The sequence below is a fragment of the Ruegeria sp. CG8 genome, assembly GCF_056537165.1.
In genome coordinates this window covers 294,124-314,134 of sequence record NZ_JBQFRA010000002.1, presented here as the reverse complement: position 1 = coordinate 314,134, position 20,011 = coordinate 294,124, and the positions used below count along the sequence as shown (strand labels likewise).

Here is a 20,011-nt window from a genome sequence, read left to right as displayed (position 1 = left end):
GCCGCGCGATCAATTCACCTGTCTGGCAACGCTCCGGGTCCAGCCACCTAGGCCGCGTCGGATGCGGGCCAGAAGACCGTATTGGTTCACGTGATTTTTGTAGGCTCGGTAGGAGGGCGCGCGTGACAGGCAGCGTTCTTCGTGCCAGGCCCGCGCGAAATAGATCAGGTTCACACCCAGCAGGGCCAGACAGTTGGCCAGGCCTGCCCAGAAGTCGACCGCGATGAACGGGATCGAAATCATCCACCAGGTGATGTTCTTGCTGATGTAGGATGGATGTTTGCTGATGTTGTAGGGAAAGTCGCAGGCCAGCCCGCGATAGGTCAGGTTCGAGAACCGCAGACCCATGCGCGCGGCGGTCAGACAATAGACCGCCAGGAAGAACAGGATGGTGCCACCCCACAATCCGTAAAGGACAGGGTAATCCCACAGCCAGACACCCCAGGCGAAGCCATCCTCGACATAGTTGAAATAGCTGCGCGACAGCAGTTGCCAGAACGGGGCATAGCAGATCACGCAGACCAGCCATCCGCTCACCGTCGTCTCGGTCCAGCGGATGTGAGAGGTCAGAAGCCGTGTGGCGGTGGCATAGCCGATGGTGACGATTGTCAGGTCCAGAAAGAAGGCAAAGCGGTAGAGATATGCATAGACCTGCTGAAAGTCCTGCGCATCCCACAGCGAACGGGTCTGCAGAAAGCTCCAGTCATAAACCAGATAGCAGAACATCAGTGGCAGAAAGAACCCTTTGACGCCCAGCCCAAGAAGGAAGGATTTCAACTCGCGGGCCCCGGTGGATTGGCGACCAAAAGACAAAACCACACGTCCCAGATGCCACATGCCGTCGCGAGGATGCCGCATCGAGAAATGAACCGCCGTGACAACGGAAAGGACAATCGCAAGGATCAGCGGCCAGTAGTCGCCGAACAGCGAAAAGAACGGCTGATACCATTCATCCCGGTAGAGGTCGGCGGTGGAGTAGAACAGCGCAAGCAGCGCAAGACTGGCCGACAGACCAATAAGTTTGATCCAGAAATCAGCCAGATACGCCGGGTTTTTGAAGTTTTCCGGGTTGTAGACCAAACCGCTGCCCGGCTTGCGATGGATTCTGGCGATGAAAATCTCGGATAGGGCCAGAATGGCAAAGATCGTCAGAGCAAACAGAACAGTCTGATCCCGATCAGAGACCGCGCCGAGGTCTGGCCAGAAATAATGAACCAGCGGAATACTGGCCATCGCAATCCATGCGGTGGATGCGGGAATTGCGGAAGCGGGGCGCCGGAACTTTGGCCAGGAAATCATGATCAGGTCTTTCACAGAGTTCTGCGAATTCTGGCGGTTCGTTCCGGAAATTCAACCACCCTGATCCGACCGGTCGAATTCTTGCCGCGGGTGTGGCCCACGCAACCGTACAACAGAGTCACCTCCCGGCGTAGGCCGGGAGGGGGTTTGCATTAGTAGGACGGGTTTCTATTCGTCCGAGGCCATCATTTTCCAGATCGCGGCTCCCAAAGCGCCACCGATCAGCGGGGCGACCCAGAACAGCCACAGCTGCGCCAAGGCGGGGCCATCGGCAAACAGCGCCACCCCTGTCGAGCGGGCCGGGTTCACCGACGTATTGGTGACCGGGATCGAAATCAGGTGGATCAGCGTCAGCCCAAGACCGATGGCAATGGGCGCGAACCCGGCCGGAGCCTTTTCGGATGTCGCGCCCAGAATGATGATAAGGAAGAAGGCGGTCAAAACGATCTCGATCACCAGCGCCGACATCATCGAGTATCCTTCGGGCGAGGCCTCGCCATACCCGTTCGAGGCAAAGCTGCCAACGCCTTCGAAGCCGGGTGCGCCGCTGACGATCACGTACAGAACGGCTGCGGCCAGTATCGCTCCAAGCACCTGCGCAGCCCAGTAGGGCAGCAGATCCTTGGACGGGAAACGCCCACCGATCATCAGCCCGAGGCTGACGGCGGGGTTGAAGTGACCACCCGATATGTGTCCGACCGCAAAGGCCATGGTCAGGACCGTCAGGCCGAAGGCGAACGACACGCCCAGCCATCCGATGCCCACATCGGCAACTCCGGCAGCCAGCACCGCGCTGCCACAACCGCCGAGAACCAGCCAGAACGTGCCGAAGAATTCGGCCATCAGTTTTGCTCGCATGATAAAACCTCCCAATTTCAACGAGGTGAAGTTTAATTCAAAAAACACCTTTTGTGAAAATGTATCGCGCGTGCAGGGCTTTGCGGTCTTGATAGGGGGACGGATTGTTGCCTGATGGGCATAGAAAAACGCCGCGGACAGTGGCCGCGGCGTTCTTGGAACTCGGTACTTGGAGCGGTTTACTGGCTGACTTCAGCCGCCGGATTGGCTCCGGTTTTGCCGCTGCGTCCTGGGTTCAGCGGATCGTCCTGACGCTGAACCGAGCCTTCGAAATGCGCGCCGCTTTCGATGGCGATGGTCTTGTGGATGATGTCGCCCTCAACCCGGGCGGTCGAGGTCAGACGTACTTTCAGACCCCGTACACGACCCACGATGCGGCCGTTCACAACCACGTCGTCCGCGGTCACTTCGCCTTTGATGGTCGCGGTTTCGCCGATAGTCAGCAGATGCGCGCGGATGTCGCCTTCGACGGTTCCTTCGACCTGGATGTCACCGGTGGTCTTGATGTTGCCGGTGATATGCAGGTCCGACGACAGAACCGATGCCGGCGGCTTGGGCTTGGGCGCGGTGCTTGCGGCCTTCTGTTCGGTCGGGGCAGGGGTCGCCTGAGGCGCCGGGGCTGCCGGCTTGGCCGTTTCGGATGCCTTGGGTGCGGGCTCGTTGATTTTGCTTTTAGAAAACATTGTTCGCAGCCTTGATGAAGTCCATTGGGTTTACAGGTTTTCCGTTCACGCGCACCTCGTAGTGCAGATGCGTTCCGGTCGACCGTCCGGAATTACCCATATCAGCAATGTGATCCCCGCGCGAGACCCTTTGGCCGACCTTCACGCGGATCTTCGAGTTATGGGCATAAAGTGTCTCAACCCCGAAGGCGTGCTTTATCTTGATCAGACGGCCATAGCCGGATTGCCAGCCCGCATGGGCCACGACACCGTCGGCGGTGGCGAAGATATCCGTGCCCGTCGGGGCCGCAAAGTCGGTGCCCTTGTGCATCCGGCGCCCGCCGGTTTTGGGGTCGCGGCGATAACCATATCCGCTGGTGAACCGGAACGCCGATTTGACCGGTGTGGCAAACGGGGCCTTTTCGGCCGCTATGCGATACAGATTCAGCTGGTCCATCTGCTGCAGAAGCTGATTTGCGCGCACCTCATCTGCCGAAAGCTCTTCGCCGCGGGTGCTGAAGGAAATCGGCGTCAGCGGGCCGCCCATGCCGCTGTAGCCGCGCCGCACTTCGTCAAGCATCCGGTCGGTGGGCATTCCGGCCTCGCGGAACATCTTGTCCAGCGGTTCAACCGAGATCACCATGGCTTCTTCCAACTGGCGGAAGATCTCGTCATTGCGCTCCTGCATCAGCAGGATTTCCAGCTCAAGCTCATCGCGCTGGTCCAGTGCCGCCTGTGCATCAGTTGCGATCTGGTCCCGCTGCTGTGCTGTCCGGGTCAGGGCGTCGGCCATGAATTCGATCTGTGCCGGAGCGGCAGAGGCGAACATCGCAACCGATGCGCCATCGGATTTCTCCTGAAGCTCGGCGAGTTGCGCCCGGGCTTCCTCACGTTGCTTCATGGTCGACCGCAGGGTGGTCTGAATGACCTCGATGCCGGTTTCCAGCTCGCGTCGACGGTTTTCGGATTCCAGCAGTTCCGACTGCATCGCCGAGATCTGCTGAAGCGCCGAGTTGAACCGGGCGTGCGCGGCCAGTGCTTCCTGGGCCCGCGCGTCGCGTTCCTGCGACAGGATGTTCAGCCGTTCCTGATAGGTCGCCTGATCGCGCTTGGCCTGTTCACGGAAGTTGCCCGACCCGATGCTGTCCATCAGCAGGATCGCCGTGGCGACCGCCGTCCAGCCGACCATGATCGAAACGCCAAGCGCTGCCACGATCTGCGTCTCCGAGCTGAGCCGGATGAAGCGTGTGTCATTGTCGGATTTCAGGAAGACCCGGCGTTCCGGGAAGTGCCGTTCGAGCAGTGAGTGTAGTTTGATTGCCAGACGGGTTCTCACGCGCCTTACCTCTCATCCCCAATGTCGGGACCGGTCGTGAGTGGATCGCCGCCCCTTGGGCCGATTGCTTAAAGGGCCGGTCCCGGTTGGGCAAGTTTGTTAACCGATTGGTCGACAATTACGGTGTTTTCCCGCACGTCATCGGCAGAAAATTGCCGAAAGCGGCGCGATTCCGTCAGCGTTTCGCGTCTCCCGGGGGCGGCAGATCCTCGGTCAAAGGCCAGTAGAAATCGGGCGGCAGGCCGGCTTCGGCCCGCTTTTCCTCGTTGAAGGGCGGCTTGAGCGCGCCATGAAAATAGCGCCGGACCAGTTGGTGGAACACGTCCTTGGGGTCGGCATTCTCGCGGCCGCACAGAAAGTGGAACCATTTCGAGCCATAGGCTACATGCCCGACTTCTTCGGCATAGATCACTTCAAGCGCGGCCACGGCCTGATCGGCCTTGGCCTTGCGGAAGATGTCGATCATGCCCGGTGTCACGTCGAGGCCGCGCGCCTCGAGCACCATCGGCACCACCGCCAACCGCCCCATCAGGTCTTCGGCGGTGTCCTCGGCCGCGCGCCACATCCCGGCATGGGCGGGCAGGGCGCCGTAGTGGCTGCCCATCGCTTCCAGGCAGTCGCAGACCATCTCGAAATGGCGCGACTCCTCCTCGGCGCATTTGACCCAGTCGTCGTAGAATCCGATCGGCATCGGCACATGCCCGAACCGGGCGATGATGTCCCAGTGCAGGTCTACTGCGTTCAACTCGATATGGGCCACAGCGTGCAGCAGCGCGATGCGCCCAGCCTCTGAGCCGGGGCGACGGCGCGGCACGTCGCGCGGCGACAGCAGCTTGGGCTTGTCAGGACGCGACGGATGCAACGGTGGCGTGGCTGTTCCGACTTCGATCGCGGGGGCGTCGCCGTTGCGCGCTGCAAACCATTCGGCGGCATAGCGTTTGGAAAGGGCGGTCTTGGACCGCCCATCCGCAGTGGTCAGAACCTCGGTTGCCATCTGGGTCAGGGTTTTGGCCACGGTAATCCTCGGGTTGGATGAAAACTGCCGCCTCTTAGACCGGATGGCCCGCAGCGTCAAAGCGCGCGTACGGCCTCCAGCACCTCATCCACATGGCCGGGAACTTTGACCTTGCGCCAGACGCGGGCGATCTTTCCGTCGGCGTCGATCAGGAAGGTCGAGCGCTCGATCCCCATCGACTTCTTGCCATACATGTTTTTTTCGACCCAGATGCCGTAATCCTCGCACACGGTCGAACCTTCGTCGGACAGCAGCGGAGTGGTCAGCCCGTGCTTGGCGACGAACTTGTCGTGTTTGGCAACGCTGTCGCGAGAGATGCCGAAAACCTGTGCGCCGGCGTCTGCAAAGGATTGAAGCTGCTCCGAGAAACCGATGGATTCCTTGGTGCAGCCCGGCGTATCATCGCGGGGATAAAAGAACAGAACAACGGGACGACCGCGCAGGTCCGACAGGGTAACCGTGCCGCCGCCATCGCGGGGCAAGGTGAAATCGGGGGCGATGTCTGCAACGTCAGGCATTTTGAACTCCGGTCAGGATTTGTAGGTGATGCCGCGTATCATAGGGCGGCTCGGGCAGGTTGAAAGACGTGGACGGCAAATTGGCGCAAGACGAACAGGACGAGGCTGAGAAGGGCGGGAAACCGCCGCGCCCCCGATCCCGTCGGCGGACAGCCGGGCTGTGGGCATTGCGCGGGGTGTTCCTGCTGGTGTTTCTGGCCGTCCTGTCCGGGGTCATGGTGTTTGGCCATCGGATCCACGCGCCGGAATGGCTGCGCGACCGGGTCGAAACGCGGCTGGAAAACGCTTTGGGCGGCCTGCAGATCCGGTTCGGCGATGTCAGCTTTATCATCAACAAGGAATGGCGCCCGCGTCTGCGGCTCAGCGATGTTTCGATCAGCGACGCCGAGGGGCGCCAGATCGCACAGGTCTCGAGCATGCAGGCCAGCCTGGCGATGCGTCCGCTGCTGCGCGGCCATGTCCGGCCCAAGCGGATCACCCTCAACGGCGCGCAGATCGCATTGACCCGAGCCGAGGACGGATCGCTCTCGCTGACCGTCGGCTCCGGCAGCGCGCCCGTGCAGAATGCGCCAACCTTGGCCGAATTGATCGAACAGTCCGATCAGGTGTTCCTGTCACCGGTCCTGTCGTCCCTGACCTCGGTCGAGCTTGACGCCATTACGCTGGATTATCGGGACCTGCGCCTTGGGCGGTCCTGGGTTCTGGACGGCGGGCATATTCTGGCGACGAGGAGCGAAGGCGCCCTGCGCCTGGCGACCGGGTTCTCGGTGCTGGCGGGCCGTGACTATGTCAGCATGATCGAAGCGAACTACACCAGCACGCTCGGCTCACCCGAGGCGCAGTTCGGGATTTCGATCACCGATCTTCCAGCGACCGACGTCGCGGCGCAATCGCCTGCGCTGGCCTGGTTGCAGGTGTTGGACACGCCGATCTCGGGCGCATTGCGCGGCAGTATCGACGGGGCGGGGGCGCTCGGGCCTGTATTTGCAACCTTGAACCTTGGGGCAGGGGCTGTTCAGCCCAACCCCGAGACCCGACCGGTTCCGTTCGACTCCGCCCGCACGTATTTCACCTATGATCCGGCGCAGCAGGTTCTGGATTTCAACGAGGTTTCCGTGGTGTCGGGCTGGGGTAGCGTACAGGGCGAGGGCAAAGCTTATCTGAAGGGTGTAGAGGCCGGCACGCTGGAAAGCATGGCGGTGCAGTTCCGTCTGAACGGTATCCGGGTGAACCCGGCCGACCTGTTCGTTGATGCGCTTGAGGTCAAGCAGGCCGATCTGGACTTCCAAGTGCGCCTGAACCCCTTCCGGCTGCAACTGGGGCAGGTCGTGGTCGAAGATGGCGAAGACCTGTTGCGCGCTTCGGGCGAGCTTGTGGGCCTGCCGGAGGGGTGGAGCGTGGATCTGAACGCGCGGCTGGGGCACATGGCATCGGACAAGCTGCTGCATTACTGGCCGCCCCGATTGGCCCCGAAGCCGCGCAAATGGGTGACCGAAAACCTGTACGAAGGCAATCTGTCGGACATGGACTTTGTTCTGAGGTTGCGGCCCGGAGACTCCAAGCCCGAACTGTATCTTGATTTCGATTTCGATGATGCGCTGGTTCGGTTTGCCAAGACCTTGCCGCCGATCCAAGGCGGGCGTGGGCAGGCCACGCTGATTGGCCGTCGGTTCACGGTAACCGCCCGCAAGGGCGTCGTGATCGCCGATGACGGTGGCGCGGTTGATGCCTCTGGGACGTCGTTCATCATCCCAGATACCGACATCAAAAAGAACACACCGGGCATCGTGCGTGTTCAGGCCAGTGGCAGTGTGACCTCGGCCTTGTCGTTGCTTGACCGGGCGCCGCTGCAATTGCTGACCAAGGCAAACCTTCCGGTCGATCTGGCTTCGGGCAGCGTGCGACTGGGCGGCACTCTGTCTCTGCCCTTGATCAAGGGGCTGAAATTCGAGGACACGCAATTTCACGTTCTGGGTGAATTGATTGATCTGGATACGGAAAAACTGGTTCCGGGCTTTCGCATCAGCGCCGCCAAACTGCGCCTGAGCGGGGATCAGACCCAGGTGGCCATAGACGGAGACGGTCTGTTCGGAGAGGTGCCGATACAGGCGACTTGGCGACAGCCGATCGGCGGCAAGACAGCGCAACGCAGCACGCTCAGCGGGCAGATCGAACTGTCCCCGCGGCTGATGGATGAACTGAAGGCCGGATTGCCGTCCGGTATGCTGACCGGGCAAGGCGTGGCGGAGATCAGTCTTGGAATTGGAGGGGGAGAGCCGACAAAGCTGACCGCGACCTCTGATCTGGTCGGCGTCGGAATGGGAATTCCCGAACTGGGTTGGCAAAAATCCGCAGCCACTGCCGGCACGTTGGCCACCGAGGCGACGCTGGGCGATCAACTGCGAGTGGACAGCCTGCGGATTGATGCCGCCGGATTGCGCGCGGTGGCTTCGATCTCGATCGCGAATGGCGCTTTGGATCGGGTTCAGTTCAGTTCTTTTGAACTGGGCGATTGGTTGGCTGTTCCGGCCGAGTTGATCGGCCGTGGCGCCGCGGCGCCGGATATCCGCGTTCTGGGGGGCGTTCTAAACCTGGGCAAAGCGACGTTCGGCAGTAGCAGCGGCGGCGGCGCGTCATCCGGTCGAGGCCCGAACCTTGACGTGGCGCTGGACCGGCTGCAGGTGACCGAGGAAGTAGCCCTGACCGGTTTGAAGGGCAATTTCGAAACGACCGGAGGTTTGAAGGGTGGATTTTCCGCTCAGGTCAACGGAGGCGCCCCGGTCCAGGGTCAGGTCGTGCCCAGCGGATCACGCAGTGCGGTTAGCCTGCAGTCCGTGGACGCCGGTGCGGTGCTGCGGTCTGCCGGTTTGTTGACCCAGGCCAGAGGGGGAAAGCTGCAACTCCGGTTGAATCCGGTGGCTGGCCCGGGCAACTACGATCTGACACTGAAAATCACGGACACGCGGATCCAGGATGCTCCGGCCATGGCGGCGTTGCTGAATGCCATCAGCCTTGTGGGTTTGCTGACCGAGATGGCCGGGCAGGGGATCTACTTCTCATCAATCGACAGCGAGATGCGGATCACGCCGACCGAGGTCAAGATTCTCAGCGGCAGTGCGGTCGGGCCGTCGATGGGGCTGTCCTTCGACGGGACGGTGGATACCGAACGAAAGTTCCTGAACCTGCGCGGCGCGATCTCTCCGATCTATATGGTGAACGCGATTGGCAGCGTCCTGACCAAGAAGGGCGAGGGCGTTTTCGCGTTCAACTATACGCTGGTGGGCCCGATCTCGGCCCCGCAAGTGTCCGTGAACCCGCTGTCCGGTCTTGCGCCACTGTTTCTGCGCAACCTGCTGCGAGAACCTGCCCCAACAGTTTCCGACGGCCCCAACGCAACGCCGGTTGCACCGGACGGACCCAGCCCTTCGGTGGGTAGCCGGGGCGAGGACCGCTGACGCAGAGTGTGGCCGAATCTGTTCGGGCGATGTATGGCGCGGCCATGAAGCTGAGTGATTTCGATTTCGACCTGCCTGATGACCTGATTGCCACGCGGCCCGCCAGTCCGCGGTCTTCGGCGCGCCTGCTGGTGGCACAGGGTGATGCGATCTCGGATGATCGGGTGTTCAACCTGCCCGACTGGCTTCGCCCCGGTGATCGGCTGGTGCTGAACGACACGCGCGTCATCCCGGCCCGACTGAGCGGCCGGCGTCACCGTGACAGCGCCCAGGGTCCGGTCTCGGCTGCGATCGAGGCCACCTTGCTGGAGCCACGCGCCGACGGCACCTGGGGCGCATTGCTGAAACCGCTCAAGAAGATCCGGGTGGGCGAAGAGATCGTGTTCTCCGACGACCTCAGCGCGGTTCTGGAAGGGGTCGCCGACGGCCAGGCCCATCTGCGCTTCAATCTGAAGGGCGATGATTTCGACCGGGCGCTCGAGCAGGCCGGAGCAATGCCTTTGCCCCCCTACATCGCGGCCAAACGGCCGGCGGACGAGCGTGACAAGACCGATTACCAGACCGTTTGGGCACGGCAGGCCGGGGCCGTGGCGGCACCGACCGCCTCTCTGCACTTTGACGAGCCATTGTTGCGGGCCCTTGCGGATCGAGGTGTCGAGTTCACCCATGTTACCCTGCACGTCGGGGCCGGAACGTTCCTGCCGGTCAAGGTCGAGGATGTGACGACCCACAAGATGCACGCCGAATGGGGACAGGTCAGCCCGCAGGCCGCAGCCGAGATTCAGGCGACCAAAGCCTCGGGTGGTCGCGTCATCCCGGTTGGCACCACGGCCTTGCGACTGATCGAAAGTGCCGCGCGCGATGGATCGATCCAGCCTTGGGAGGGGGAGACCGACATCTTCATCTACCCCGGCTTCCAGTTTCAGGTCACCGACGCGCTGATGACCAATTTCCATCTACCGAAATCGACGCTTCTGATGCTGGTTTCGGCGCTGATGGGACGGGACAGGATGCTGAGGGTCTATGATCATGCGATCAAAAGTGGTTATCGCTTCTTTTCCTATGGTGACGCGTCGCTTTTGATCCCTTAGAGGGCGGGATCGCGGGATCGAATCTGGTGAATGTCGTAGACAAGCGCGACCGGGACATCGTTTGATCCTTTAACGAAAGCCATTGTTCAGCGGATTTGGAGTGCAAACATGCTTCAGGTACTTGCCAGCGCGTGGGCGCTTCTACTCGGAATGGGTCTGCTGATGATCGGCAACGGCCTGCAGGGCACCCTGTTGGGTGTCCGGGGCGAGATCGAAGGGTTTTCGACCCTGCAGATGTCATTTGTCATGTCCGCGTATTTCGTGGGCTTTCTGGGCGGATCGCGTCTTGCACCCGAGATGATACGGCGGGTCGGGCACGTGCGGGTCTTCGCGGCGCTGGCGTCCTTCATCTCTGCCGTGATGATCAGCTATCCGATGCTGACCGATCCGATCGCGTGGTCGCTGGGCCGTGTGGTGATCGGGTTCTGCTTTTCCGGCGTTTACGTGACCGCCGAAAGCTGGCTGAACAACGCCGCGAGCAACGAAAACCGTGGCCAGGCTTTGTCGCTTTACATGATCGTCCAGATGATCGGCATTGTCAGCGCTCAGGCACTGATGCTTGCGGGTGACCCGGCCGGGTACGAAACCTTTGTGATTGCCTCGATCCTGGTTTCCGTTTCCTTTGCACCGATCCTGTTGTCGATTTCTCCGACCCCGGCGTTTGATACGACCAAGCCGATGACGCTCAGGCAGTTGATGGACACGTCGCCCTTGGGCTGTGTCGGCATGTTCCTGTTGGGTGGCATCTTCTCGGCTCAGTTCGGCATGGCCGCGGTTTATGGCGCGCGGGCAGGGCTGACGCTGGTCGAGATTTCAACCTTCGTGGCGTCATTCTACATTGGCGCTTTGGTTCTGCAGTACCCGTTGGGCTGGTTTTCGGACCGTATGGACCGGCGCCTGTTGATCCTGCTGGTGTCGGTCGTGGGCGGCATCAGTGCGGCGGTGGGCATGGTTTTCGGGGTCGACTTCCCGGTTTTGCTGGCTGCGGCCTTTGTCATCGGCGGCATGTCCAATCCGCTGTATTCCCTGCTGATCGCCTACACCAACGACTACCTCGAGCACGAAGATATGGCGGCCGCGTCCGGCGGGCTGATTTTCATCAACGGGCTCGGCGCAATTGCCGGCCCGCTGATCACCGGTTGGTTGATGGGGGATGCCGTGTTCGGGCCGTCCGGCTTCTTCCTGTTCATTGCCGCACTACTGTTTGCCATGGCGGTCTATGCGGTCTACCGGATGACCCAGCGGGCCTCGGTGCCCGTGGACGAGACTGGCACCATGTCGCCGCTGTACCCGACGGCATCGCCGGTCGCACTGGAAGTTGCGCAAGAAGTCGCGATCGAAGCCGCGCAGGACGAAGAGGAAGAACACCAACCTGCCTGACCGCCGGATTTATGTCGTCAATGTTGCAATATGTTACTGTAACAAGTCTGTAAAACCGACTTATATGACGTTACGTCCCTCGGGGGGGAACAGACGGAGTCAAGGGCAATGGTTGGTCCTGAAGAAGTACTGAGTTTCTGGTTGGATGAAGTAGGCCCCGAGGGGTGGTACCGCGAAGATGAAGCGCTGGATGCGCAGATACGGGACCGCTTCCTTGAGACATGGCAAGCCGCGTGCGAGGGTAAGTTCTCTCTGTGGTTGACATATCCCAGCGGATCTCTGGCCTATATCATCCTCATGGACCAGTTTCCGCGCAACATGTTCCGAGGCAGCGGCAAAGCCTTCTCATCCGACAAGGCGGCACTGGCAGCAGCGAAATGTGCCGTCGACAAGGAATGGGATCTGAAGATCGACGAGCCAGCCCGACAGTTCTTCTACCTGCCGATGATGCACTCAGAGAACCTGTGCGATCAGGAGCGCTGTGTGCGCCTGATGTGCCAGCGCATGCCGGAACATGGTGCAAGCAATCTGCTGCATGCCCGCGCCCATCGCGAGGTGATCCGCAAGTTCGGGCGTTTCCCGTACCGCAACGCCGCGCTTGCCCGTGAGACGACGGCACCCGAAGCCGCATATGTCAGCGGCGGTGGATACGGCACAACGGTGCGTGAGTTGCAGGCGGCGGGTTAGGCCGCCTCTCCACATCCGCGCAATTCGATCAGCCTGGTCGTTGTGGCATCGACGGCCGTGGTGATTGCGTAATCAATCAGTAGCTGAGGGTTTTCGACCAGTTCGTTGAGGCGAGCCTGCGTGGTTTCCAGCTTGGCCTGGACCTCGTCCAATCGCACCAGCGCCTGCTGAAGTTTCTGCTTCAACTCGGGCTCATCATCTCCCAGGATGCGAATACCGGACAGATCAGCGCGCAGACTTGCAAGATCCTCTCGGACGCCCTGCGCCTGTTCACGCAGCGGCTGAACGATTTGCAGGCTTTCTCTGAAGTTGTCCTGAATATTCTCGACGCTTCGCGCCAGCTTCCAACCAAGGAACAGACACAGAGCCACAAGGATCAGTGTGGCGTTCAAAAGGGCAAGCAACAAGTCTTTGAGAGTCTTGGCCATGATTGGTTTCCCTAAAATCTGCAGATCCGAAATTCGAACATGGTCGCAGGTCTTTTCTAGCCTTCGACGGACGCGGGGTATAGGCTGAATACCGCGCGCTCTTGTTTTGATGACCCTGCGTCACATATGTCGCGGGGCAGCATATTGATGCGTTCAAAAAAATAGTTTAACGGTAAACTAGTTTTCAATCGACCTGCGCCGAGAGGTAAACATGGCTGCACAATCCTTTGATCTGATCGTAATCGGTGCGGGCCCCGGCGGCTATGTGGCTGCCATTCGTGCGGCCCAACTGGGCCTCAAGACCGCCGTGGTCGAGCGCGAGCATTTGGGCGGCATCTGCCTGAACTGGGGCTGCATCCCGACCAAGGCCTTGCTGCGGTCGGCCGAAGTGTTCCACCTGATGGAGCGCGCCAAGGATTTCGGTCTGAGTGCGGACAAGATCGGTTACGATCTGGACGCGGTCGTCAAACGCTCGCGCGGGGTTGCCAAGCAGCTGACCAGCGGCGTCGGTCATCTGCTGAAAAAGAACAAAGTCACCGTCGTGATGGGCGAGGCGACAATCCCGTCGAAAGGCAAGGTGACGGTCAAGACCGACAAGGGCACCGAGGAGCTGACGGCGAAGAACATCATCTTGGCCACCGGTGCCCGGGCGCGCGAGTTGCCGGGCCTGGAGGCAGACGGCGATCTGGTCTGGACCTACAAACATGCGCTGCAACCGGCCCGGATGCCGAAAAAGCTGCTTGTTATCGGGTCCGGAGCGATCGGGATCGAGTTTGCCAGCTTCTACAATACGTTGGGCGCAGACACGACCGTGGTCGAAGTGATGGATCGGGTCTTGCCGGTCGAAGATGCCGAGATCAGCGCGTTCGCGAAGAAATCCTTTGTCAAACAGGGCATGAAGATCATGGAGAAATCCATGGTCAAGCAGCTGGATCGCGGCAAAGGCAAGGTGACGGCTCATATCGAAACCGGCGGCAAGGTCGAAAAGCACGACTTCGATACTGTCATCTCCGCCGTTGGGATCGTCGGAAATGTCGAGAACCTCGGGCTTGAGGCGCTGGGCGTCAAAATTGACCGCACCCATGTGGTGACGGATGCATACTGCCGGACCGGGGTCGATGGCCTCTATGCAATCGGCGACATCGCCGGGGCGCCTTGGCTTGCGCACAAGGCCAGCCACGAAGGCGTGATGGTCGCAGAACTCATCGCTGGCAAACATGCCCATCCCGTGAAACCGGAGAGCATCGCTGGATGTACCTATTGTCATCCCCAGGTCGCGTCGGTTGGCTATACCGAGGCCAAGGCCAAGGAGCTTGGCTTTGATGTCAAGGTGGGCCGCTTCCCGTTCATCGGCAATGGCAAGGCAATTGCATTGGGCGAGCCGGAAGGCATGATAAAAACCGTATTCGACGCGAAAACCGGCGAGTTGCTGGGCGCCCATATGGTTGGTGCGGAAGTGACCGAACTGATTCAGGGCTATGTCGTCGGTCGCCAGTTGGAGACTACCGAAGAAGACCTGATGAATACAGTCTTCCCGCACCCGACCTTGTCGGAAATGATGCATGAATCGGTTTTGGACGCCTACGGGCGCGTGATCCACATGTAAAACGGTCTGTCCGCGGGCTGCGGCTTATGGGGGCGGTGCCCCCGGCCGCGTTGCCCGCGACACGCCGGGATACCGCCGGCCGGATGAAGTTCGCATCCGCGCTTCACCCGGCTCGGAGTATCCCGGAGCGCAAGGCAGCGCCTTGCGATATTCGCGGCTATCGGCTCAGAGCGTCCAGAATTCGGGTCCACGAGCGGATCCCTTTGTGAAAGCTCTTCACGTCGTATTTTTCATTGGGCGAATGGATTGCGTCATCGTCGTTGGCATAGCCGACCAACATTGAATCCAGACCCAGGACCGTATTGAAATACCCCACCACCGGGATCGATCCTCCCATGCCGGTGAAAACGGCTTCGCGCCCCCATTCGTCGGACAGTGCGGCGCGTGCCGCTTCGAATTCCGGGCGATCCAGGTTCATCACGGATGCGGGGGAGCCTTCGAGATCATCGTCCCAGACGACTTTGGCGTCAGGCGAGAGCCGGTCTTCAACATGCTTCCGGATCTTGTCGCGCAGTTTGTCCGGGTCCATTTCACCGACCAGGCGACAGGTGATCTTGCAGTGCGCCTGGCTGGGGATCACCGTTTTCGAACCGGCGCCGTTGTAGCCGCCCCACAACCCGTTGATCTCCAGCGTCGGGCGCGCCCATTGCTGTTCCAGGGTCGAGTACCCTTTCTCACCATGAGGTTGCGTGTAACCCACCGAGTTGAGGTATTCGGCCTCGTCGAAACCACAGTTCTCCCACTGGCGCAGCTGCTCGGCGGGGACTTCGTGGACCCCTTCGTAGAAACCTTCCACTGCGACCCGTCCGGTTTCCTCATCGTAGAACGAGGCAACGATCCGCGAGATTTCCCGCAGCGGGTTCAAGCCGGGGCCGCCGTAATGGCCGGAATGCAGGTCGATGCGCGGACCGATGATGGTGAATTCGTCCTTGAGCATGCCGCGCAGTTGCGATGCGATCGAGGGCACACCGCGTGAGACCATGGACGTGTCGCAGACCAGCGCCAGATCGGCCTTCAGCTCTTCCTTGTTGGCCTCGAGAAATGGGACCAGCGAAGGTGAACCGGACTCCTCTTCGCCTTCGAAGAAAAATGTGATGCGGCAAGGCAGCTTGCCGTTGACCGCCTTCCAGGCGCGGCAAGCTTCGACAAATGTCATCAACTGGCCCTTGTCATCCGAAGAGCCCCGTCCGCGGATGACCTGACCGTGTTCTGTTTCTTCCAGCGCCGGGTCGAACGGGTCACGGTTCCACAGGTCCAAGGGATCAACGGGCTGCACATCGTAATGGCCGTAGAATAACACGTGCGGGGCGTCCGCATCGTCGCCGACATGGCCTACGACCATCGGGTGGCCCGGGGTCGGGTGCTTTTTCGCATCGATCCCGATGCTTTTGAGATCGTCGACCAACCAGTCGGCCGCCTTGTCCACGTCTTTCTTGAAGGCCGGATCGGTGGAAATCGACGGGATTCGCAGAAACTCCATCAGCCGCTCGATGGAGGCTGAGAGGTCAGAGTCGATTTTGCTCAGAGTGGCGTCAAGCGACATGGGTGTACTCCTGAATGGATGAGTTATTGCGGCGGACCCTAACAGCGCTGGCAGCGCCGTCCAGCCCGTAGCGACGGGAAAACGCGCGTCTGATCGGAAACCTTCTGCGCGAAACGGGACGTAACCTGCGTCGTTTCCTCGCGCCTTATGGTCTCAACTTTACTTGTCGCTGCGGGTTCAAGGCGATAATTGATGCAAATCAAAGTTGCGACCCCTGTCTGGGCGTTAGGCAGGAAACCTGAAAATAGGCGCGGATGCGGCCGAAAATTCGGTTATGATACGCATCGGAACACAGCCTTGCCGTGCAATCACCCTGCGGCGGGGTCACGAAGGAGGGTCCTTTGGACTACACTGCTCAGCTCGACTCAGCGATTGCCAGGCTGCACGACGAAGGCCGTTACCGGACCTTCATCGACATCGAACGCCGCAACGGACATTTCCCCCATGCCGTGCGTACGCGTCCGGACGGGTCACAGCAGAACATCACCGTCTGGTGCGGCAACGACTACCTTGGCATGGGGCAGCACCCCGTCGTGCTGGAGGCGATGCACGAGGCGATCGACGCAGCCGGAGCGGGCTCTGGCGGGACGCGCAACATCTCGGGTACGACCGTCTACCACAAGCGGCTCGAGGCCGAGCTGGCCGACCTGCACGGCAAGGAAGCGGCCCTGCTGTTCACAAGCGCTTATATTGCAAATGACGCCACGCTCAGCACGCTGCCCAAGTTGTTTCCCGGGCTGATCATCTATTCCGACGAACTGAACCACGCGTCGATGATCGAAGGGGTCCGCCGCAATGGCGGGGCCAAGCGGATCTTCCGTCATAATGACGTTGAGCACCTGCGCGAGCTGCTGCAAGCCGACGATCCGGCGGCGCCGAAGCTGATCGCGTTCGAGTCGGTCTACTCGATGGATGGCGACTTCGGTCCGATCGAACAGATCTGCGACCTGGCCGACGAATTCGGCGCGCTGACCTATATCGACGAAGTGCACGCAGTTGGCATGTATGGCCCGCGCGGTGGCGGTGTGACCGAGCGGGACCGCTTGGCGCACCGGATCGACATCATCAATGGCACTTTGGCCAAAGCCTACGGCGTGATGGGGGGGTATATCGCAGCAAGCGCGAAGATGTGCGATGCTGTCCGCTCGTATGCGCCGGGCTTCATCTTCACCACCTCGCTGCCACCATCGGTCGCGGCCGGTGCTGCGGCCTCGGTGGCGTATCTCAAGACAGCGCCCGAACTGCGTGAGCAGCATCAGACCCAGGCCAAAATACTCAAGCTGCGACTGAAGGGTCTGGGCTTGCCGCTGATCGATCACGGCAGCCACATCGTTCCGGTGATCGTTGGCAACCCGGTGCACACCAAAAAGCTCAGCGACATGCTGCTGGACGACTACGGGATCTACGTGCAGCCGATCAATTTCCCGACCGTTCCGCGGGGGACGGAACGGCTGCGCTTTACGCCTTCGCCGGTCCATGGACCCAATGAGATGAACCGCTTGGTCCAGGCCATGGACGAACTTTGGTCACATTGTGCGCTAAATCGCGCCGAACTTGCTGGTTAACCTAACGCCGACATGTGCAACTTGTTTGCCGCGTGTTAAGCTTACGCTAACAAAAGTAGCGGACGAATCGTTATGGGGACGATTCGCCGTTAGCGTGAAACACGCGATGGGCAGAATGGGGCAGCAGGAATGATTGGGCGCAGGACACAGCGCAATTCCGAAGAAGGCGTGGACGTCAGGCCCAAGGGGTTCGACGACTACGAAGTACGGCTTGGCGACGTGATGCGCGGTGAGCGCGCGACGATGGGCAAGTCTCTTCTCGACGTACAGCGCGAACTGCGGATCAAGGCCAACTACATCGCTGCCATCGAGAATGCCGATCCCGACGCATTCGACACACCCGGCTTCATTGCCGGGTATGTGCGTTCTTACGCCCGCTATCTGGGGATGAACCCTGACGACACTTTTGCCGCGTTCTGCAAGGAAAGCGGGTTCGAAGTGGCCCATGGAATGTCCGCACAGGCATCGGTCGTCAAGAAATCGGTCGGGGACCTTCCGAACCGTGGCCCGATGGGGCGCGATCCGTTCATTTCGCCGAACACGCCCTACATTCCCGGCCGCGAGTCCGTGTTTAGCCAGATCGAGCCGCGCGCCGTAGGCTCGTCGCTTGTCCTCCTCGCGCTGATTGCCGGGATCGGATATGGCGGCTGGTCGGTTCTGAACAAGATCCAGCAGGTTCAGGTCTCGCCCGTCGAACAGGCCCCGGTCGTGCTGTCCGATCTTGACCCGCTGTCGGCCATCCGGACCGAGTCTGGAACGACCGAGGTTGCGGCCGCTGAAATTCCCAGCCCCGAAGCGCTGGACCGTCTTTACCGCCCCCAAGCACTGGATGTACCGGTGATGGTTGCGCGGGATGCCCCGATTTCCACCCTCGATCCGCGGACCGTTGGAACGTTCCGTCCGCCGGAAGTTCCGGAAATCGCGCTGGCTGAGATTCATACCGTCGAAAGAACTGCCGCGACCCTTCCGCAGGTGGTCGAGAAGGTCGACACGTCGCTGAAAATCGTCGCGGTCGAACCGGCCTGGATGCGGGTCACCGCAGCGGATGGCAGCGTGATCTTCGAAGGTACGTTGGGAACCGTAGAAAACGGCAAGAGCTTTGAAGTTCCCCTGACGGAAGAGCCGCCGCAATTGCGGGCTGGAGCGTCGGGCAACGTGTATTTCTCGATGAACGGCGAGCTCTATGGGCCGGCCGGTGCACCGGGAACCGTCGCCAAGGGTGTGGTTCTGTCCAAGGACGCTGTGGCCGAGACCTATGCCGTGGCGGATCTTGAGGCTGAACAAAACATTGCGCTCAAACAGCTGGTGGCCGAGCTTCAGACACAATCCGCCGAGGTGTCGGCAGAGTGATCTTGCCATTGCGGCGGGCTTGCCCCCGGACTATCTAAAGGCCAGACTCCAGGCTGACGCGGATCCGTTTTCATGTCTCTGAACCATGTGCGCCCTTGGCGCGACATCTATCGCCGCAAATCCCGCCAGATCATGGTCGGCAACGTTCCGGTGGGCGACGACGCGCCGATTGCCGTTCAGACCATGACCAACACGCTGACGACCGATGTTGCCGCAACCGTGGCGCAGGTACAAGCTGCGGCAGAGGCGGGGGCTGATATCGTGCGCGTCTCTGTTCCTGATGAGGCGTCGTCGAAGGCGTTGAAGGAGATTGTGCGCGAAAGCCCGGTGCCGATTGTGGCCGACATTCATTTCCACTACCGCCGCGGCATCGAGGCCGCCGAGGCTGGTGCCGCCTGCCTGCGCATCAATCCCGGCAATATCGGTGACGAGGCGCGGGTGAAAGAGGTCATCAAGGCCGCACGCGACCACAATTGCTCGATCCGCATCGGCGTGAACGCGGGAAGTCTGGAAAAGCACCTTCTGGAGAAATACGGTGAGCCGTGCCCCGAAGCGATGGTGGAAAGCGGGCTGGAACATATCCGTATCCTGCAGGACAACGATTTCCACGAATTCAAGATCAGCGTGAAGGCCAGCGACGTGTTCCTGTCGGCTGCGGCCTATCAGGGCATCGCCGAGGCCACCGACGCCCCGATCCATCTGGGCATCACCGAGGCCGGAGGGCTGGTCAGCGGCACGATCAAATCGGCCATCGGGCTGGGCAACCTTTTGTGGATGGGCATCGGCGACACGATCCGCGTCAGCCTGTCCGCCGATCCGGTCGAAGAGGTGAAGGTCGGGTTCGAGATCCTCAAGTCTCTTGGCCTGCGCCACCGCGGCGTGAACATCATCTCGTGCCCGTCCTGCGCACGTCAGGGGTTCGACGTGATCAAGACGGTCGAGACGCTGGAGCGGCGCTTGGAGCACATCAAAACACCGATGAGCCTGTCGATCATCGGCTGCGTCGTGAACGGCCCCGGTGAGGCGCTGATGACCGATGTCGGTTTTACCGGCGGCGGCGCAGGATCGGGCATGGTGTATCTGGCGGGCAAGGCCAGCCACAAGATGTCGAACGAACAGATGATCGACCACATCGTCGAGCAGGTGGAAAACAAGGCGGCTGAGCTGGACGCTGCTGCAGAAGCTGCGGAGTAGTACTTTAACTTCGATCCGGAACTA

The 20,011-nt window shown here is 60.8% G+C and carries 16 protein-coding genes; 8 read left to right on the top strand and 8 right to left on the bottom strand.

Translation table 11 applies throughout. The features are described from left to right. Window positions 1–9: 9 nt before the first annotated feature. The 6 genes from ACR0EF_RS07490 to ACR0EF_RS07465 all read right to left on the bottom strand — a co-directional run bounded on the left by ACR0EF_RS07490 (window position 10) and on the right by ACR0EF_RS07465 (window position 5,688). The gene (locus tag ACR0EF_RS07490) at window positions 10–1,233 is read right to left on the bottom strand and encodes a hypothetical protein (protein ID WP_170370651.1); all 1,224 of its coding nucleotides are present in this window, start codon (window positions 1,231–1,233) and stop codon (window positions 10–12) included. Between the two features lie 234 nt (window positions 1,234–1,467). After that, window positions 1,468–2,157, bottom strand: a complete 690-nt coding sequence (gene aqpZ, locus ACR0EF_RS07485; protein WP_170338120.1) for an aquaporin Z — start codon at window positions 2,155–2,157, stop codon at window positions 1,468–1,470. Between the two features lie 179 nt (window positions 2,158–2,336). Then, entirely contained in the window at window positions 2,337–2,840 is a 504-nt protein-coding gene (locus tag ACR0EF_RS07480) for a bactofilin family protein (protein WP_170338122.1), read from the bottom strand. Further along, window positions 2,830–4,155, bottom strand: a complete 1,326-nt coding sequence (locus tag ACR0EF_RS07475; RefSeq protein ID WP_170372349.1) for a DUF5930 domain-containing protein — start codon at window positions 4,153–4,155, stop codon at window positions 2,830–2,832. The genes ACR0EF_RS07480 and ACR0EF_RS07475 overlap by 11 nt, the downstream gene beginning before the upstream one ends. Window positions 4,156–4,330: 175 nt before the next feature. Further along, window positions 4,331–5,149 carry a ferritin-like domain-containing protein gene (locus tag ACR0EF_RS07470; protein WP_170372520.1) on the bottom strand — a complete coding sequence of 273 codons (819 nt, stop codon included), beginning with the start codon at window positions 5,147–5,149 and terminating at the stop codon, window positions 4,331–4,333. A gap of 77 nt (window positions 5,150–5,226) precedes the next feature. Next, window positions 5,227–5,688, bottom strand: coding sequence for a peroxiredoxin (locus tag ACR0EF_RS07465; RefSeq protein ID WP_170372351.1), 462 nt, complete (start codon window positions 5,686–5,688; stop codon window positions 5,227–5,229). A 68-nt stretch (window positions 5,689–5,756) separates the two neighbouring features. Here ACR0EF_RS07465 and ACR0EF_RS07460 point away from each other — a divergent pair, with 68 nt between their 5' ends. From ACR0EF_RS07460 to ACR0EF_RS07445, 4 genes are all read left to right on the top strand, one after another. Continuing rightward, a complete protein-coding gene (locus ACR0EF_RS07460; RefSeq protein WP_367646409.1) occupies window positions 5,757–9,143 on the top strand; it encodes a YhdP family protein in 3,387 nt (1,128 codons plus the stop codon). Window positions 9,144–9,187: 44 nt separating this feature from the next. Further along, entirely contained in the window at window positions 9,188–10,234 is a 1,047-nt protein-coding gene (queA, locus tag ACR0EF_RS07455; protein ID WP_170370977.1) for a tRNA preQ1(34) S-adenosylmethionine ribosyltransferase-isomerase QueA, read from the top strand. A gap of 108 nt (window positions 10,235–10,342) precedes the next feature. Further along, entirely contained in the window at window positions 10,343–11,614 is a 1,272-nt protein-coding gene (locus tag ACR0EF_RS07450; protein ID WP_170338636.1) for an MFS transporter, read from the top strand. 108 nt (window positions 11,615–11,722) lie between these two features. Then, on the top strand, window positions 11,723–12,301 hold the full coding sequence (locus ACR0EF_RS07445) for a DUF924 family protein (protein WP_170338132.1): 579 nt from the start codon (window positions 11,723–11,725) through the stop codon (window positions 12,299–12,301). On the opposite strand, the gene ACR0EF_RS07440 is transcribed toward ACR0EF_RS07445, so the two are convergent. After that, entirely contained in the window at window positions 12,298–12,729 is a 432-nt protein-coding gene (locus ACR0EF_RS07440; protein ID WP_170372355.1) for a hypothetical protein, read from the bottom strand. The two genes, ACR0EF_RS07445 and ACR0EF_RS07440, sit on opposite strands and share 4 nt — an antisense overlap. 211 nt (window positions 12,730–12,940) lie before the next feature. Here ACR0EF_RS07440 and lpdA point away from each other — a divergent pair, with 211 nt between their 5' ends. Then, on the top strand, window positions 12,941–14,335 hold the full coding sequence (lpdA, locus tag ACR0EF_RS07435; protein ID WP_170338642.1) for a dihydrolipoyl dehydrogenase: 1,395 nt from the start codon (window positions 12,941–12,943) through the stop codon (window positions 14,333–14,335). A 157-nt stretch (window positions 14,336–14,492) separates the two neighbouring features. Here lpdA and ACR0EF_RS07430 read toward each other — a convergent pair whose 3' ends face one another. After that, window positions 14,493–15,878, bottom strand: coding sequence for a dipeptidase (locus tag ACR0EF_RS07430; protein ID WP_170370648.1), 1,386 nt, complete (start codon window positions 15,876–15,878; stop codon window positions 14,493–14,495). Window positions 15,879–16,219: 341 nt separating this feature from the next. Here ACR0EF_RS07430 and hemA point away from each other — a divergent pair, with 341 nt between their 5' ends. The 3 genes from hemA (at window position 16,220) to ispG (ending at window position 19,987) form a co-directional block, all read left to right on the top strand. Continuing rightward, window positions 16,220–17,443, top strand: a complete 1,224-nt coding sequence (hemA, locus tag ACR0EF_RS07425; protein ID WP_170338140.1) for a 5-aminolevulinate synthase — start codon at window positions 16,220–16,222, stop codon at window positions 17,441–17,443. 129 nt (window positions 17,444–17,572) lie between these two features. Then, a complete protein-coding gene (locus ACR0EF_RS07420) occupies window positions 17,573–18,793 on the top strand; it encodes a helix-turn-helix domain-containing protein (protein WP_170372357.1) in 1,221 nt (406 codons plus the stop codon). Window positions 18,794–18,865: 72 nt separating this feature from the next. After that, window positions 18,866–19,987, top strand: a complete 1,122-nt coding sequence (ispG, locus tag ACR0EF_RS07415) for a flavodoxin-dependent (E)-4-hydroxy-3-methylbut-2-enyl-diphosphate synthase (RefSeq protein ID WP_170372360.1) — start codon at window positions 18,866–18,868, stop codon at window positions 19,985–19,987. Window positions 19,988–20,011: the final 24 nt, after the last annotated feature.

Excerpts from the sequence above, each read along its gene's own strand:
- ACR0EF_RS07490 (WP_170370651.1), bottom strand. The coding sequence starts at position 1,233 with ATGGCCAGTATTCCGCTGGTTCATTATTTCTGGCCAGACCTCGGCGCG.
- aqpZ (WP_170338120.1), bottom strand. The coding sequence starts at position 2,157 with ATGCGAGCAAAACTGATGGCCGAATTCTTCGGCACGTTCTGGCTGGTT.
- ACR0EF_RS07480 (WP_170338122.1), bottom strand. The coding sequence starts at position 2,840 with ATGTTTTCTAAAAGCAAAATCAACGAGCCCGCACCCAAGGCATCCGAA.
- ACR0EF_RS07470 (WP_170372520.1), bottom strand. The coding sequence starts at position 5,149 with ATGGCAACCGAGGTTCTGACCACTGCGGATGGGCGGTCCAAGACCGCC.
- ACR0EF_RS07465 (WP_170372351.1), bottom strand. The coding sequence starts at position 5,688 with ATGCCTGACGTTGCAGACATCGCCCCCGATTTCACCTTGCCCCGCGAT.
- queA (WP_170370977.1), top strand. The coding sequence starts at position 9,188 with ATGAAGCTGAGTGATTTCGATTTCGACCTGCCTGATGACCTGATTGCC.
- ACR0EF_RS07450 (WP_170338636.1), top strand. The coding sequence starts at position 10,343 with ATGCTTCAGGTACTTGCCAGCGCGTGGGCGCTTCTACTCGGAATGGGT.
- ACR0EF_RS07445 (WP_170338132.1), top strand. The coding sequence starts at position 11,723 with ATGGTTGGTCCTGAAGAAGTACTGAGTTTCTGGTTGGATGAAGTAGGC.
- ACR0EF_RS07440 (WP_170372355.1), bottom strand. The coding sequence starts at position 12,729 with ATGGCCAAGACTCTCAAAGACTTGTTGCTTGCCCTTTTGAACGCCACA.
- lpdA (WP_170338642.1), top strand. The coding sequence starts at position 12,941 with ATGGCTGCACAATCCTTTGATCTGATCGTAATCGGTGCGGGCCCCGGC.
- ACR0EF_RS07430 (WP_170370648.1), bottom strand. The coding sequence starts at position 15,878 with ATGTCGCTTGACGCCACTCTGAGCAAAATCGACTCTGACCTCTCAGCC.
- ACR0EF_RS07420 (WP_170372357.1), top strand. The coding sequence starts at position 17,573 with ATGATTGGGCGCAGGACACAGCGCAATTCCGAAGAAGGCGTGGACGTC.
- ispG (WP_170372360.1), top strand. The coding sequence starts at position 18,866 with ATGTCTCTGAACCATGTGCGCCCTTGGCGCGACATCTATCGCCGCAAA.